Below are 15,893 nucleotides of genomic sequence, written 5' to 3' on the forward strand. Positions count from 1 at the left end.
AACAACCTGCGAAAAATAGATTCATGCGTAACCCATTTTTTTATGTTTTGCTCCTGGTGCTTGTCGTTCTGGACGGCTGGCTCCTGGCACACCCCAACCTGATCGGTCAGGCTGGGGTGTTCTTTTTTGATTACACCTACCTAGACACATTTCCCAAAGCATTAGGCACCGTGTCGGCTGTTGTTGGTATTGCTTTGTTAATCAGCTGGAGTATCGGACGATTAAGCCGCCCGGCGGCATTAGGCATCACGGTTGCCCTATTGGCAGCATCGGTGTACTACCTGTTTCAGAGTTTCACGCAGTACAACACGGGTATCTACAAACTAACAGGTGCGGGTTTCCGGGCCGGAGCTATTTTGTTGCCGGGTTTAATTGTTTTGGTATTTGGCGAAGGGTTGCTTCGGCGGTTACGGTAGCTTTGTACCCGACAGCATCTTGCTGTCGGTGTGTAGGTTATTTTATGTACTTTACACACCGACAGCAAGATGCTGTCGGGTACACATTTGCTTACTGGGTCTAGTGTTTGGCGAAGGTTGCTTCATGGGTAAGTGTGTACCCGACAGCATCTTGCTGTCGGTATTTCCAGATCTCCGGCCTGTGTACTCAGCCTATGGCGATGGTCGGTGTGTATGTTATTTTATGTACTTTACACGCCGACAGCAAGATGCTGTCGGGTACATTTATGAACGAACCTTTCCGTGCCTTTTACCGAACGAAATTACCGCATATTCAGCCATTAGGCGGGACGTTCTTCGTGACGTTGAGCTGTTTGATTCATTGCCGCAATCAGTAAGAAAGACATTGCGGGAAGAATTTGATTGGCAGCAAAAACAGCTTTTGGTGCAGCCTGATTACATACCTGAACAGTTAGACCGGCTTCACCGTCAGTTTTTCGGACGATATGATGCTATACTTGACAAAATAGATAATGGATCACATTACTTCAGGCTTGACGCAGTTGCGCAGATTGTAGCCGATGCTTTACATTTCTTTGATGAAAAGAAGTACGATTTAATTGCCTTCACGATTATGTCGAATCATGTACATGTTGTATTTGGACTCAATCCTGTTCCGGAAACCAGACCATCCATCACCCTCGACAAAGTCATGCACAGCCTGAAAAGCTATACAGCTACTAAATGCAATGAATTGCTCGACAGGTCGGGTAGTTTTTGGGAACACGAAAGCTACGACCGGCTCGTGCGCGACCGGAACGAACTCCACCGCATTGTACAATACACGTTGCAAAACCCGGTGAAGGCTGGTTTGTGCGAACGTTGGCAAGACTGGAAATGGACATACATAAAACCAGACTATAATGACTTTGAATAAGTGGCTACTCATGTTCTTGCTTGTACCCGACAGCATCTTGCTGTCGGCGGGAAAATCACATATTGATATCACTCGCCGACAGCAAGATGCTGTCGGGTACCTACTCCGTCCCGATCGTGTTTTCGATGGCGAAACTATGCACGAAAGCTGGGTAGTACGGGTGAAAGGTGACAAGATAGAAGCCGTTGGCTCAGCTAATTCCGTTTCGGCAACGGGTGTTGAAGTCGTCGATCTGAAAGGGATGACTCTGATGCCCGGACTCATCGAGGGCCATTCGCATTTACTGTTGCATCCCTATAATGAAACACCTTGGGATGATCAGGTATTGAAAGAAGCCCGGTCGCTGCGGGTAGCGCGGGCCACCGTTCATGCACAGAAAACGCTGATGGCGGGTTTCACCACTGTGCGCGACTTGGGTACAGAAGGGGCCGAGTACGATGATGTGGGATTGAAACAAGCCATCAATCAGGGTATTATTCCCGGCCCGCGCATGATGATTGTGACAAAGGCACTCATTGCCACCGGTAGTTATGGACCAAAAGGATTTAGCCCGGATATTACTGCGCCACAGGGAGCCGAAGAGGCCGATGGACACGACGCGCTGATTCAGGCCGTTCGGCGGCAGATCGGCAAAGGGGCCGATGCCATAAAAATCTATGCCGATTACCGGTGGGGGCTGATGGCCGAAGCCCGCCCAACGTTCACGCTCGACGAGTTAAAGCTTATTGTGGAGGTGGCCCGGAGCAGTGGCCGGGGCGTGGTTGCCCATGCCGGTACGGCAGAGGGTATGCGCCGGGCTATCCTGGCCGGTTGCGAAACCGTAGAGCATGGTGACGCCGGAACCCCCGAAATCTTTGCGCTTATGAAACAACAGGGTACCGCTCTTTGTCCTACACTGGCCGCTGGCGACGCGATCAGTCAGTACCGGGGTTGGAAAAAAGGACAAGACCCGGAGCCCGAACGGATGAAACAAAAACGAGCAACCTTCAAACAGGCACTGGACGCGGGCGTAACCATTTGCGCCGGGGGCGATGTAGGGGTGTTTAGCCACGGCGATAATGCCCGTGAATTGGTGCTCATGGTCGACTATGGTATGAAACCACTGGATGTAATGCGCTCAGTCACGTCAACTAATGCCGATGTATTTCACCTTGCCGACCGGGGGCGGGTTCGTACCGGTTTACTGGCCGATCTGGTAGCTGTAGATGGCGATCCAACCCGAACAATTACCGACGTTCAACGGATACGAATGGTTATGAAAGGAGGTACTTTCTTTAAACGATAACCGGCAAACTTATTGAAGTTTCTTTAAGTTACATGTTAATACAAACGTAACATGGCTTTTTTTGTACCATTTCATCTGTCGTTTAGGTTTTTGGACTAATTTCGCCCGACCGATTCGCTTGTACGTTGGGCTCGCTCGGTTACCATGCTTCAGTATTATAACTGCTGTATTGGCTCTGATAAAATGGGCTTCCTTTTTGAAGAGGCATCCCTGGGTTCAACAAATACCTAATTCATTATTTCTGATTACTCTACCCTTATTTTTTGTATGGCAAACTCCGCTGAATTAACCGTCGATGGTAAAACGTATTCATTTCCAACCCTAGAGGGAACTGAACATGAAAAAGCCTTCGACATCTCGAACCTTCGTGATCAGACTGGCTACGTTACCTTAGACCGTGGTTATAAAAACACCGGTGCCACAAAAAGTGCCATCACCTTTCTGGATGGTGAATTAGGCATTCTGCAATATCGGGGGTATTCTATTGAAGATTTGGCTGCCAAAGCGTCGTTTTTGGAAGTTGCCTATCTGTTGATTTATGGTGAACTCCCAACTCAGGAAGAGTTTACCAAATTTGAAACGTCAATTCGTCGCCATACGCTGGTAAATGAGGACATGCGGAAAATCTTCGATGGTTTTCCGGTTAAAGCCCACCCAATGGGTGTTCTGTCGTCGCTGGTAAGTGCTATGAGTGCTTTTTACCCCGATTTGGAGGGTGGTAAAGAAGACAATACCGATCAGCACATTATCCGGTTGCTGGCTAAGCTGCCAACCATTGCCACCTGGTCTTACAAGCGGGCGCTGGGACATCCGGTCAATTATCCTAAAAATACCCTCGACTACATTCCGAACTTCCTGAACATGATGTTCTCGTTGCCAGTCGAAGACTATAAAGTTGATCCGGTTGTTGCCGAAGCCCTGAACGTATTGTTGATCCTGCATGCCGACCATGAGCAAAACTGTTCGACATCGACGGTACGGCTTGTGGGTTCGTCGCAGGCTAATCTTTATTCGTCTATTTCGGCGGGTATCAGCGCCTTATGGGGACCGTTACACGGTGGCGCCAACCAGGAAGTAATTGAAATGCTTGAAGATATCAAAGCCGATGGTGGCGATGTATCCAAGTATATTGACATGGCCAAAAATGCCAAAACAACGGGTTTCCGTCTGTTTGGATTCGGCCACCGGGTGTACAAAAACTTTGACCCCCGCGCTAAAATCATCAAGAAGGCTGCGGATGACGTGCTGTCTAAACTTGGTGTCAACGATCCTATTCTCGAAATAGCCAAAGGTCTGGAAGAAGCCGCATTGAACGACGAGTACTTCGTGTCGCGCAAACTGTACCCGAACGTCGATTTCTATTCGGGTATCATCTACCGGGCACTGGGGATTCCAACGAACATGTTTACGGTTATGTTTGCCATTGGCCGGTTACCGGGCTGGATTGCACAGTGGAAAGAAATGCGTGAAACGAAAGAACCAATCGGTCGGCCACGCCAAATATACACGGGTTCTACACTACGTGAATTTGTTCCACTTGAAAAGCGATAGTTCTTGTGTAGTACCGACCGTCCCGGTCGGGTGTGAACGAGAGACATAACTGTCATCTTACTCACACCCGACCGGGACGGTCCATTTTACGTGGGTGTGACGGTAACAAGGTGTAGCTGTCTTACACATATGGAACCCGAAGTATACCGCCGTAAGCTCCCTCACATTCAGCCTCTCTTAGGGACATTCTTCGTTACATATCGACTTCACAATTCCATACCTGTGCATGTGAAACAGCAACTTCTTGACAAATTTCAAGCCGAGAAAGCGCGTGTAATAAGACTAGAAAATCATTCCATCAAAATAATTGATGAACTGAACAGACGGTACTTTGGTCAATTTGATGCATTGCTGGACTTGTGTGCTTACTGTCCCGCTTACTTATTGGATAATGGAGTGGCACAGATAGTCACGGACTCTTTGCATTTTTGGAATGACGAGAGAATCGACTTGATTGCTTATTGTATTATGCCTAATCACGTTCATGCGGCTTTTACACTCATTACAGAAACAACCAAATCGGGAAGGGCAAACTCATTAAAACAGTTAATGCACTCAATCAAAAGCTATTCGGCACACGAAGCCAACAAGGTACTAAAAGTAAATGGTGACTTTTGGGAGGAGGAAACCTATGACCGGCTGGTGCGTGATTCAGATGAGTTACGTCGTATTGTGCGTTATATATTGACAAATCCAGTCAAGGCTGGTTTATGTTGTGATTGGAAAAATTGGAAGTGGACTTACATAAATCCAGAATATGATGAATTCTCATAAAACCGACCGTCTCAGTCAGGTGTGAAAAAGAGACATAGCTGTCATCTGACTCACACCCGACCGGGACGGTCGGTACTACACTAAAACTTTAAGCTTAATCGTCGATTTCACCTTCGTCGTCCTCGGCAGTAGCGGCAAGGACAGGGTCAAGAAGAATATCGTCATCGACGGCAATTTTTGCCCGAATCTTGCCTTCGATTTCACCCATCAATTCTGGGTTGTCAAGAAGCAGTTCTTTAACGGCATCGCGGCCCTGCGCCAGGCGACTGGTGCCATACGAGAACCAGGAACCCGATTTCTTAACAATCTCCATTTCAACAGCCAGATCAAGGATCTCACCAACTTTGGAGATACCCAGGCCGTACATAATGTCGAACTCAACAACTTTGAAAGGAGCCGCCAGTTTGTTTTTGACAACCTTTACTTTTGTGCGGTTACCAATGATATTATCGGCACCCTCTTTAATCTGGCCAATGCGTCGGATATCCAAACGAACCGATGCATAGAATTTCAGCGCGTTACCACCAGTTGTCGTTTCGGGGTTACCGAACATAACACCGATTTTTTCACGAAGCTGGTTGATGAAGATGCAACAGCAACCCGTTTTGTTGATGGTGCCTGTTAATTTCCGTAACGCCTGCGACATCAAACGAGCCTGAAGACCCATTTTGCTCTCGCCCATTTCGCCTTCGATCTCAGCCTTTGGTACAAGGGCTGCCACGGAGTCAATAACGATAATATCAATAGCGCCTGAACTAATCAGGTGTTCGGCGATTTCAAGGGCTTGTTCGCCGTTATCAGGCTGCGAGATAAGCAGGTTTTTAACGTCGATACCAAGTTTCTCGGCATAAACCCGGTCGAAAGCGTGCTCAGCGTCAATAAATGCGGCCAAACCACCGGCTTTCTGCGCTTCTGCAATTGCGTGCAGGGTCAGTGTGGTTTTACCGGATGATTCTGGTCCATAAATTTCAACAACACGACCCCGTGGTAAGCCACCGATACCGAGGGCTAAGTCCAGACCCAGCGAACCGGTCGAGATAACGGGAACATCAACGACTTTGCTTTCGCTCAGGCGCATGACTGTGCCTTTACCGAACGCTTTATCCAGTTTTTCGATGGTCGTTTGAAGTGCTTTTAATTTACTGTCATTAGCAGATGCTGTGGCTTGCGCCGTATCTGATTTTGCCATGTTAGGATGGTTGTTTAAACAGATAAAATTACCCAAAAATGGGCAGATTACCAAATGAGTTTTGAAAATAGTTAAGGCTTTTGGATGCCTTTTCTGCTCGATAATTCTGGCACGAAAAGAGCCCGTCAACTGTCTCGTTTTCAGACTGTTTGATGGGCTGCTTAGTCTCCATTTGCTTACAGGGTCGAATCAGCGGTAGCTGGTTGCTGAACGGGAGCCGGTTGCTGGCTCTGGGGCTGCGTTTGTTGCGGCTGAGCCGGTTGCTGCTGCCCTTGCTGATAGCCCGGATAAGCTGATGAATCACTGTAGGGACGAGCGGGCGGACCAACTATTTCGACCGATGTGATGTAATATTTTGTTTCGCCGTTCCAGGGAAATTTCAGGATTTTTTCTTCGTAGTGCAGCGTAACACGCTGACCGGTTTTGACCGCCTGCGTAACCTGAGCGGCTACAGCATCGTCTTTTACCGAAAAATCAAAATACTGGGGTGTCAGCGAGCCGGTTTCTCCCGAAAAGCCACCTACGTTCAATACACCCTCGTAGGTTTTGAAAACGAAGCCACGGCGGCTGAATTTGGAAACTGTTCCGGCACGTTCGCCATCACTATAACTCCAACCGGTAAGCGCATATAACAGACCGAAAACAACTAATAAGAAAAACAAAAAATATAAAAGCCCTCGCATAGGTATAGTTGGTTTAGTGGCAACTCATGAGCACACAAATAGACAACATTTTCTGATAACTTCTGTTTCAGGACACTGTAGACAATGAATTATTCATTAAGTAACACACCAATCCTGCTCCAGTTCTAAAGTTTTGACCTGTTTTGCGTTACTTTGCGGCTGGTTAGCTAGCGAGTCTAACAACTTGGTAGTCAAACCCGATAAACCGGTACGCCGGAACGATAAAATAGTTCGTTGTTAACCCTTCTTATTTTTTTGCAATGAGTACTATCCAAAGCATTCATGCCCGGCAGATCCTGGATTCGCGTGGCAATCCAACTGTTGAAGTGGACGTCCGCACCGAAAATGGCTATCTGGGCCGTGCCGCTGTGCCATCTGGCGCATCGACGGGAACCCACGAAGCCGTCGAACTTCGCGACGATGACCCAAAGGTATATGTTGGTAAAGGCGTTCTGAAAGCCGTTTCGAACGTAAACGAGTTGATTTTTCCAGAACTGGTTGGCATTTCGGTTTTTGAACAGAGCATGATTGATAAAATTATGCTTGAACTGGACGGTACGCCAAACAAGGGCCGTTTAGGTGCCAATGCTATCTTGGGGGTTTCGCTGGCAGCTGCCAAAGCAGCCGCTCAGGAAGCAGGTTTGCCACTTTACCGGTACATTGGTGGTGTTAATGCCAACACGCTGCCCGTGCCGATGATGAACATCCTGAACGGTGGTTCACATGCTGATAACTCAATTGATTTCCAGGAATTCATGGTTATGCCTGCCAATGCCGCCAGTTTCTCGGATGCGTTGCGGATGGGTACCGAAATTTTCCATACGCTCAAAGGTGTGTTGAAAAAGATGGGTCTGGCTACCAACGTAGGTGATGAAGGTGGTTTTGCACCAAACATCAAATCGAACGAAGAAGCGATTCAAACCATTATTCAGGCTATCGAAAAAGCAGGCTACCGCCCGGGCGAAGACGTCTGGATTGCTATGGATGCCGCTTCGTCGGAGTTCTACGATGCTGAAGCTGGTGTTTACCACTTCAAAAAATCGACCGGCGACAAGCTGACTTCGTCGGAAATGGCTGGCTTCTGGAAAGATTGGGCTACGAAATACCCAATTCTGTCGATTGAAGATGGTATGGCCGAAGACGATTGGTCGGGCTGGAAAGCACATACCGACGCCCTGAAAGATACGAAGGTACAACTGGTTGGCGACGATCTGTTCGTAACCAATGTAACACGCCTTCAGGAAGGTATCGACAAAGGTATTGCCAACGCTATTCTGGTTAAAGTGAACCAGATTGGTTCATTGACCGAAACGATTGATACCGTTAATCTGGCTAAGCGTAACGCATACAAGAACATCATGTCGCACCGTTCGGGCGAAACGGAGGATGCTACCATTGCTGATTTGGCTGTAGCCCTCAACACAGGTCAGATCAAAACGGGTTCGGCTTCGCGTTCAGACCGGATGGCTAAATACAACCAACTGCTTCGTATTGAAGAGGAATTAGGCGAAACAGCGTATTTTCCAGGACTTAAATTTTAAATGTAAAATGCATAATGAGTAATGTATAACAAAACAGATGTAGAAACCACTGTTCATTAAACATTACTCATTATGCATTAATTAGCCTCATGCTAAACCGTCTTCTCCGTTACGGGCGCAATTTCTACGTCGCCACTGGCTTAGTGCTGCTGGGGTGGATGACGTTTTTCGACGCGAATGATCTGACAACCCAGATTCGTAACTGGTGGAAACTACGTGAGCTGGATGGAGAGGCCAGCTATTACCAGGCTAAAATTAAAGCTGTTCAGACCGAACGTAGAGAAGTGCTTGGTAATGATCGCCTTCGGGAGAAATTCGCCCGCGAAAAATACCTGATGAAAAAGCCTGGCGAAGATGTGTTTGTCATTGTCGATGAACAGAATGAACCACTAGAAAAATGATGAATAATGCCTAATGGATAATTAATAATGCTGACTCGGTTCACCGTTAATTATTCATTAGGCATTATTCATTGTCCATTATGATAAACGTCCTCTTCGTTTGTTACGGTAATATATGCCGGTCGCCGGTTGCGGAAGGGGTGTTCCGAATGCTGGTTGCCGAAGCCGGATTGGATAAGCAGATTCAGGCCGATTCAGCGGGTACCGCTTCCTTTCATATCGGTCAGTTGTCAGACCGTCGAACCCGTGAAAATGCGCTTGAACATGGTTTGACACTTACGCACCGTGCCCGTCGTTTAATTGGTGAAGACTTGGCTCAGTTTGACTATTTCGTAGCTATGGACGAAACAAATCTGGAAGCCATCGAAAAGCTAAATTATAGAAGCACAGGGCTTTATACGAACGACACCATCTTTTTACTTCGTGAATTCGACCCGGATGTAAGCGACCAGCCCAACGTGCCGGACCCATACTACGAAGGCCCCGAAGTTTTTGAGGAAGTTTACCAGATTACCCTTCGCTGTTGTCGTCAATTGCTTATGTATTTGGTTCAGCAGCATAATCTTAATGAGCGAAAGAGTGAACCGGAACGCCGGACCGGAGCGAAAGAGTGAGCCACATGATTTCGCTCTTTCACTCCGGTCCGGCGTTCCGGTGCGCTCTTTCGCTCTTTCGCTCTTTATTTTTATGGACAAAAAAGTAATTCTCATCATTCTCGACGGCTGGGGCATTCCGCTCAAGCCCGAAGTATCGGCTATCGAAGCGGCTCACACGCCGTTTATGAACTCGCTTTATCCCAAATACCCGAATAGTAAGCTGGAAGCGTCTGGATTAGCCGTTGGGCTTCCGGCTGGCCAGATGGGAAACTCCGAAGTTGGCCACATGAATCTTGGTGCCGGTCGGGTGGTGTATCAGGATTTAGTCAAAGTAAACAAGGCTGTAGAAGAGCACACGCTGGACAAAGAGCCCGTATTGGTCGATGCCCTGGCCTATGCTAAAACAAATGGCAAAAAGGTACATTTTATTGGTCTGGTGTCTGACGGTGGTGTTCACGCCCACATCGATCATATAAAAGGCTTGCTGTCGATTGCCCAGGCGCAGGGATTGACCGATGTGTTTGTTCATGCCTTTACAGATGGACGAGACACCGACCCTAAAGGGGGCGTTGATTATCTTGCCGATTTACAGGCACATATGGCCGTGTCGACCGGGCAGATTGCCAGTGTTATTGGTCGCTATTACGCTATGGATCGGGATAACCGATGGGAGCGGGTTAAGATAGCCTACGATGCAATGGTGAAAGGCGAAGGCGAGAAAATTGTTGCTGCCGACGTAACAAAGGCGTTGCAGACCTCCTACGATGCTGGCGTTACAGATGAATTTATCAAGCCGCTTATTGTTACCAATGCCGATGGTTCGCCTGTGGCTGTTATCGAGGAGGGCGATGTGGTTCTGTGTTTCAACTTCCGCACCGACCGGGGGCGCGAAATCACCCAGGCCCTCACGCAGAAGGATTTCCCGGAGCAGGGAATGACGAAATTATCGTTGAATTACATCACCATGACCAACTACGACAGTGAGTTTGTTGACGTGAAGGTAATTTTCGATAAAGACAACCTGCAAAATACCCTGGGCGAAGTTATTGCCGGGGCAGGTCGGAAACAGATTCGGATTGCCGAAACCGAGAAATATCCCCACGTTACCTTCTTTTTCTCGGGTGGTCGTGAGGAACCTTTTACGGGCGAAAAGCGACTGTTATGTCCGTCGCCAAAAGAAATGACCGTTCTTGACGAACATGGCGTAGAAATAACCATTCCGGTGAAAACCTACGATATGAAGCCTGAAATGGCGGCTTATGACATTCGGAATGCGATTATTCCGGAGTTGGAGAGCGAAGAGCCGGACTTTATCTGTCTCAACTTCGCCAACACCGATATGGTAGGCCACACGGGTGTATTTGACGCGGTAGTCAAAGCCGCCGAAACCGCTGACGCCTGCGCTCAGGCTGTTACCGAAGCTGCTCTGGCTCATGGTTACACAACAATCATTATTGCCGATCATGGTAATGCCGAGTTTATGGCCAATGAGGATGGGTCACCCAACACGGCCCATACCACCAATTTAGTGCCCTGTATTTTGATTGATAAAGATTATCATCCAACCTTGAAAGACGGTAAACTCGCTGACATTGCCCCAACGATTTTACACTTAATGGGTATTCCCCAACCCACCGAAATGGGTGGTGTAAGCTTAATTGTAGAGTAGTGCCGACCGTCCCGGTCGGGCGAAGAAACGTTTACTGTAGCATGGAGTGGTACTCCGTGCAGCCGTAGGCTAATTTGTAGCTCAACAATGTTAGCCTACGGCAGCACGGAGTACCACTCCATGTTATAATAAAAATGCCGCTCCGAATCTCGGAGCGGCATTTTTATTGTAAAACTTTACAGATTACATATCGAAAAGAATCCGGGTTGGGTCTTCCAGAATCTGTTTTACGCGAACCAGGAAGCTAACGGACTCTTTACCGTCAATAATGCGGTGATCGTACGATAAGGCTACGTACATAATTGGTCGAATCACGATCTCCCCATTGACTACCACGGCGCGTTCAACGATGTTGTGCATACCTAAGATAGCCGATTGTGGCGCGTTAATGATAGGTGTCGACAGCATTGAGCCGAAGGTCCCACCATTCGTGATCGTGAACGTCCCACCCGTCATTTGCTCGATTGTCAGCTTATTGTCGCGGGCCAGACCTGCCAGACGTACAACCTCTTTTTCAATTTGTGCAAAGCTTAATTGCTCGGCATTGCGAATAACGGGAACTACCAGACCCCGATCAGACGAAACGGCAATTGAAATATCACAAAAATCGTTGAAGACCATTTGGTCTCCGTCGATCTGGGCGTTCACAGCCGGGAAGTCTTTCAGGGCAATGCAAACCGCCTTTGTGAAGAAGGACATAAAGCCAAGCCCGACGCCGTTTTTCTCTTTGAATTTCTCTTTGAATTTATTCCGCAGATCCATGATCGGCTTCATGTCCACCTCGTTGAAGGTAGTCAGCATAGCCGTTTCGTTTTTAACAGCCACCAAACGACGGGCAATTGTCCGGCGAAGAGACGTCATTTTTTCACGACGCTGATTACGGCTACCCGGTACGGCTGGAGCTGCCGGAGTGGGAGCTGGTGCCGCAGGTTTCGCTGCGGCTGGCTGTGGAGCCGGGGTACTCGCCGGAGCGGCTGGTGCCGGAGCAGGCGATGCTTTTATCGCATCTTCTTTTGTCAAACGTCCGCCAACGCCCGAACCCTGAACCTGCTGGGCATTAATGCCTTTTTCGTCCAAGATTTTGGCCGCTGCCGGCGATGGGTAATGAGCAGCATACCCATTGCCATTTTGTCCATTGGTTGCCGCTTCGGGCGCTGGTGCGCTCGTTGCGGGTTGAGGAGCAGGTGTACCAGCCGGAGCGGCTGCCGCAGCCCCTACTTCAATTTTAGCGATCAGTGCCCCAATTGCCAGTGTTTCGCCAGCTTCGGCCACAATACGGAGAATCCCGGCCGCTTCGGCAGGAAGTTCGAATGTGGCTTTATCCGATTCAAGTTCGCAGAGAACTTCGTCCAATGCAACCTGATCCCCGTCTTTTTTGCTCCAGGAGGCAATCGTTACTTCGGTAACAGACTCGCCAACAGCCGGAACTTTCATCTCAATAACACTGGTGGCTGCCTGTGCAACAGGAGCCTGTGCTGGTTCGGCTACAGATTGTAAGGCAGGCGCAGGCTGTGGCGCTGGCGCAGCCGCAACAGGTGCTTCTACCGCAGCTGGTTCGGCGGCAGGGGCAGGGCTTGGGGCGTTACCACCATCGTCAATCTTACAAATGCTGGCTCCAATAGGCAATACATCACCTTCCTGTGCCAGAATATGCAGAATACCATCGGCTTCGGCCGTTAATTCGAACGTAGCTTTGTCGGAGTCAAGTCCGCAAAGTACATCGTCCATTTTTACGTGATCACCTTCTTTCTTGTACCAGGTGCCAACGGTTACTTCGGTAATGGATTCCCCCACAGGAGGGATTTTCATGTCAACGGCCATAATAATTAGTCGGTAAGTCAGTAAGTCGATAAGTCAGTAAGTCAGTTGTGAATGCGTCAGCCTTACTGACTTATCGACTTACTGACTTACTAACTCACTAACTATTTTTTTATTCAAACGCTCTCCGAACGATGTCGGCTTGTTCCTGAGAATGTATTTTTGGGTAACCGGTTGCGGGTGAAGCCGCGGCTTTACGCGAAATAACCGGGTAATGCAGCCCGATACGTAACAGATACGTCCAGTAACCCATGTTTTCGGGTTCTTCCTGTACCCAGAAGACTTCGGCTTTTTTGTACTTTGCCAGTACGGCATCCAGCTGTGTTTTCGACAGTGGAGCAAGTTGCTCCAGCCGCACGATAGCCACATCATCACGCTGATCGGTTTGTTGTTTGTCGAGCAGGTCATAATAGACTTTACCCGTACAAAGCAGCACCCGTTTCACTTTTTTCGCCTGTGCGTAGCTATCATCGATGATTTCCTGGAACGAGCCTGTTGTCAGGTCTTCCAGTGGCGAAACGCATTTTGGATGACGTAGCAGTGATTTTGGCGACATGATCACCAGTGGTTTTCGGAAATCCCACACCAACTGACGACGCATGATATGGAATAGATTGGCAGGCGTAGTAATGTTAGCCACCACCATATTATAATCGGCATACAACTGCAAATATCGCTCAGGGCGGGCGTTGGAGTGCTCCGGTCCCTGACCCTCATAGCCGTGGGGGAGCAACATAGTCACGCCATTCTGAATACCCCATTTCGACTCACCAGCCGCAATGAACTGATCAATGATCAATTGAGCGCCATTAGAGAAATCGCCAAACTGCGCTTCCCAGATTACCAGCGCGTGCGGGTTTGCCATAGCATAGCCATACTCAAAACCAAGTACGCCATATTCTGACAGCAACGAGTTATAGACCTGAAACTTCTGCTGGTCGTCCTGAATGAAGTCGAGTGACGAATATGACGCGTTCGTTTCCGAATCGTGCAGCACAGCATGGCGGTGCGAGAACGTACCCCGCTGAACATCCTGACCACTTAATCGAACCGGTTTGCCGTCGAGTAGCAGCGATCCATAAGCCAGCAACTCAGCTGTGCCCCAGTTCACCATCTTGCTGTCGGTGAGCATGGTTTGCCGGTCTTTCAGGAGCTTGTCAATCTGCTTGAGCGGCTTGAAGCCTTCCGGCAGTTTCACCAACGCTTTGCCAATGGTTTGCAGTGTTTCGGCAGAAACACCCGTTTCGGGCGATTTCTCGAAATCCTGCGGCTCGCTAAACCGAAGTTCGGCCCAATCGAGGTCAAGGCGAAGCGGCTTGTATGGAATTTCAGCCTTCTGCTTCACGCGGTCGAGCCGATCCTGCAACTGCTTTTTAAATTCCGTATCCATACGCGTTGCCAGTTCGGCATCTACATCGCCCCGTTTGATGAGCAGCTCTTTGTAGATTTCGCGTGGATTCTGGTGCTTTTCGATGATGTTGTACATCGTTGGCTGCGTAAACTTCGGCTCATCGGCTTCGTTGTGGCCGTAGCGTCGGTAGCAAACCATGTCGATAAACACATCGCGGTTAAATTTCTCCCGGAACTCAACGGCTAGCTTCGCGCAGAAAATAACCGCTTCCGGATCGTCGCCGTTAACGTGAAAAATAGGGGCGTCAATGATTTTGGCTACGTCTGAGCAATAGATCGACGAGCGGGCATCATCAAAATCGGTAGTGAAACCAATCTGGTTATTAATCACAAAATGGACGGTACCACCGGTTTTATACCCGGCCAGTTTCGCCATCTGCGTTACTTCATAAACAATACCCTGACCAGCCACGGCGGCATCACCATGAATCAGAATCGGCATGATTTTCGTGAAATCACCCTGATATTCTTCATCGGCCTGCGCCCGGACAAATCCTTCAACAACTGGATTAACCGCTTCTAAGTGAGATGGGTTAGGCGCCAGTTTAACACTGATTTGTTTGCCCGACTTGGTTTCGGTCAGGCTCGAATAGCCAAGATGGTATTTTACATCGCCATCGCCGTGTACCTGTTCGGGTACATTGCCTTCAAACCCGTCGAAGATAGATTCGTATGATTTGCCCAGAATATTGGCCAGGACGTTTAACCGACCCCGGTGGGCCATACCAATCATTACCTCTTCAACGCCCATATCGGCGGCTTGGCTAATGATCGTGTCCAATGCCGGGATTGTTACTTCACCGCCTTCGAGCGAGAAGCGTTTCTGTCCTAAGTATTTGGTGGCGAGGAAGTTTTCGAAAACGGTTGCTTCGTTCAGTTTTTCCAGAATACGCTTTTTCTCATCCAGCGAAGGCATGAAAACGAGCGCTTCTTTCTCAATCTTGTTCCGCAACCAGTTCTTAACATCCAGCTCGCGGATGTACATATATTCAAATCCGATGTCACCAGCGTATATTTTCCGCAGCGACTCCATGATAACCCGAAGCGTAGCGGCTCCGATACCAAGCAATTTGCCTGATTCGAACACCGTATCCAGATCCGCTTCCGACAGCGCATAATCTGGAAGATCAACGCGTGGTTGACGGTCTTTACGTTCTTTAAGTGGATTCGTCTTGGCCAGCAAGTGGCCGCGTGACCGGTATGCCTTAATGAGGCTGGCTACCGATACTTCCTTTTCTGCGTGACTGGCATCTACCGGCTTACTGGCCGTGTTTTGTCCATTCGCTGAACCAGTTGACGAAACACCATTTGGTTTCACTGATCCGGCCGATTCACCGGAGTTGTTTCCGTTAGCTTTTTCACCGTAGGCGAGAGAAAACTCAAACCCTTTGAAAAATTGCTGCCAGCTTTCGTCAACTGTCTGTGGGTCTTGTTTATAAGACTGATAGAGTTGGTCTACGTAAGCCGCGTCGGAGTTGGCGATATATGAGTACTGATCCATGACGGGGGCGCGTCGTTGTTATGAGCCGCAAAGGTAGCGTTTCGCCCATACACTTGATCGCAAAATTTCTGTTTTTATTCCTATTGGCTGTTGGTAACAACCCGTTTCAGTGTACAACAACTGAAAATTAATTTTTATTGCCA

The 15,893-nt window shown here is 48.6% G+C and carries 13 protein-coding genes; 9 read left to right on the top strand and 4 right to left on the bottom strand.

Going from position 1 to position 15,893, the window contains the following annotated elements; all coding sequences use genetic code 11:
- Positions 1 to 23 precede the first annotated feature (23 nt).
- The 5 genes from CWM47_RS11745 to CWM47_RS11765 all read left to right on the top strand — a co-directional run bounded on the left by CWM47_RS11745 (position 24) and on the right by CWM47_RS11765 (position 4,942).
- Positions 24 to 416: a hypothetical protein gene (locus tag CWM47_RS11745; protein ID WP_100988157.1), complete on the top strand. Its 393-nt coding sequence runs from the start codon at positions 24 to 26 to the stop codon at positions 414 to 416.
- Positions 417 to 540: 124 nt separating this feature from the next.
- Complete coding sequence (locus CWM47_RS11750) at positions 541 to 1,332, top strand: transposase (RefSeq protein WP_240625858.1); 792 nt, start codon at positions 541 to 543, stop codon at positions 1,330 to 1,332.
- Positions 1,333 to 1,342: 10 nt separating this feature from the next.
- Complete coding sequence (locus tag CWM47_RS11755) at positions 1,343 to 2,617, top strand: metal-dependent hydrolase family protein (protein WP_240625860.1); 1,275 nt, start codon at positions 1,343 to 1,345, stop codon at positions 2,615 to 2,617.
- Between the two features lie 267 nt (positions 2,618 to 2,884).
- Positions 2,885 to 4,168, top strand: coding sequence for a citrate synthase (locus CWM47_RS11760; protein WP_100988159.1), 1,284 nt, complete (start codon positions 2,885 to 2,887; stop codon positions 4,166 to 4,168).
- Positions 4,169 to 4,297: 129 nt separating this feature from the next.
- Entirely contained in the window at positions 4,298 to 4,942 is a 645-nt protein-coding gene (locus CWM47_RS11765) for a transposase (RefSeq protein ID WP_100988160.1), read from the top strand.
- A 94-nt stretch (positions 4,943 to 5,036) separates the two neighbouring features.
- On the opposite strand, the gene recA is transcribed toward CWM47_RS11765, so the two are convergent.
- Complete coding sequence (recA, locus tag CWM47_RS11770; protein WP_100988161.1) at positions 5,037 to 6,131, bottom strand: recombinase RecA; 1,095 nt, start codon at positions 6,129 to 6,131, stop codon at positions 5,037 to 5,039.
- A 176-nt stretch (positions 6,132 to 6,307) separates the two neighbouring features.
- Positions 6,308 to 6,814, bottom strand: a complete 507-nt coding sequence (locus CWM47_RS11775) for a hypothetical protein (protein WP_100988162.1) — start codon at positions 6,812 to 6,814, stop codon at positions 6,308 to 6,310.
- Between the two features lie 260 nt (positions 6,815 to 7,074).
- Here CWM47_RS11775 and eno point away from each other — a divergent pair, with 260 nt between their 5' ends.
- From eno to gpmI, 4 genes are all read left to right on the top strand, one after another.
- Positions 7,075 to 8,355 (top strand): phosphopyruvate hydratase, encoded by a 1,281-nt coding sequence (gene eno / locus CWM47_RS11780; RefSeq protein ID WP_100988163.1) that lies wholly within the window; start codon positions 7,075 to 7,077, stop codon positions 8,353 to 8,355.
- An 89-nt stretch (positions 8,356 to 8,444) separates the two neighbouring features.
- Positions 8,445 to 8,756 (top strand): FtsB family cell division protein, encoded by a 312-nt coding sequence (locus tag CWM47_RS11785; RefSeq protein WP_100988164.1) that lies wholly within the window; start codon positions 8,445 to 8,447, stop codon positions 8,754 to 8,756.
- An 80-nt stretch (positions 8,757 to 8,836) separates the two neighbouring features.
- Positions 8,837 to 9,370 (top strand): low molecular weight protein-tyrosine-phosphatase, encoded by a 534-nt coding sequence (locus CWM47_RS11790; protein ID WP_100988165.1) that lies wholly within the window; start codon positions 8,837 to 8,839, stop codon positions 9,368 to 9,370.
- A gap of 73 nt (positions 9,371 to 9,443) precedes the next feature.
- Entirely contained in the window at positions 9,444 to 11,021 is a 1,578-nt protein-coding gene (gene gpmI, locus CWM47_RS11795) for a 2,3-bisphosphoglycerate-independent phosphoglycerate mutase (RefSeq protein ID WP_100988166.1), read from the top strand.
- A 183-nt stretch (positions 11,022 to 11,204) separates the two neighbouring features.
- Here gpmI and odhB read toward each other — a convergent pair whose 3' ends face one another.
- Complete coding sequence (gene odhB / locus CWM47_RS11800) at positions 11,205 to 12,842, bottom strand: 2-oxoglutarate dehydrogenase complex dihydrolipoyllysine-residue succinyltransferase (protein ID WP_100988167.1); 1,638 nt, start codon at positions 12,840 to 12,842, stop codon at positions 11,205 to 11,207.
- 109 nt (positions 12,843 to 12,951) lie between these two features.
- Positions 12,952 to 15,750, bottom strand: a complete 2,799-nt coding sequence (locus CWM47_RS11805; protein WP_100988168.1) for a 2-oxoglutarate dehydrogenase E1 component — start codon at positions 15,748 to 15,750, stop codon at positions 12,952 to 12,954.
- Positions 15,751 to 15,893: the final 143 nt, after the last annotated feature.

The sequence above is a fragment of the Spirosoma pollinicola genome (assembly GCF_002831565.1).
Taxonomy (GTDB): Bacteria; Bacteroidota; Bacteroidia; order Cytophagales; family Spirosomataceae; genus Spirosoma; species Spirosoma pollinicola.

What these genes read in the sequence shown, in the direction of transcription:
- CWM47_RS11745 (WP_100988157.1), top strand. Translation starts at nt 24, where the DNA reads ATGCGTAACCCATTTTTTTATGTTTTGCTCCTGGTGCTTGTCGTTCTG.
- CWM47_RS11750 (WP_240625858.1), top strand. Translation starts at nt 541, where the DNA reads ATGGGTAAGTGTGTACCCGACAGCATCTTGCTGTCGGTATTTCCAGAT.
- CWM47_RS11755 (WP_240625860.1), top strand. Translation starts at nt 1,343, where the DNA reads ATGTTCTTGCTTGTACCCGACAGCATCTTGCTGTCGGCGGGAAAATCA.
- CWM47_RS11760 (WP_100988159.1), top strand. Translation starts at nt 2,885, where the DNA reads ATGGCAAACTCCGCTGAATTAACCGTCGATGGTAAAACGTATTCATTT.
- CWM47_RS11765 (WP_100988160.1), top strand. Translation starts at nt 4,298, where the DNA reads ATGGAACCCGAAGTATACCGCCGTAAGCTCCCTCACATTCAGCCTCTC.
- recA (WP_100988161.1), bottom strand. Translation starts at nt 6,131, where the DNA reads ATGGCAAAATCAGATACGGCGCAAGCCACAGCATCTGCTAATGACAGT.
- CWM47_RS11775 (WP_100988162.1), bottom strand. Translation starts at nt 6,814, where the DNA reads ATGCGAGGGCTTTTATATTTTTTGTTTTTCTTATTAGTTGTTTTCGGT.
- eno (WP_100988163.1), top strand. Translation starts at nt 7,075, where the DNA reads ATGAGTACTATCCAAAGCATTCATGCCCGGCAGATCCTGGATTCGCGT.
- CWM47_RS11785 (WP_100988164.1), top strand. Translation starts at nt 8,445, where the DNA reads ATGCTAAACCGTCTTCTCCGTTACGGGCGCAATTTCTACGTCGCCACT.
- CWM47_RS11790 (WP_100988165.1), top strand. Translation starts at nt 8,837, where the DNA reads ATGATAAACGTCCTCTTCGTTTGTTACGGTAATATATGCCGGTCGCCG.
- gpmI (WP_100988166.1), top strand. Translation starts at nt 9,444, where the DNA reads ATGGACAAAAAAGTAATTCTCATCATTCTCGACGGCTGGGGCATTCCG.
- odhB (WP_100988167.1), bottom strand. Translation starts at nt 12,842, where the DNA reads ATGGCCGTTGACATGAAAATCCCTCCTGTGGGGGAATCCATTACCGAA.
- CWM47_RS11805 (WP_100988168.1), bottom strand. Translation starts at nt 15,750, where the DNA reads ATGGATCAGTACTCATATATCGCCAACTCCGACGCGGCTTACGTAGAC.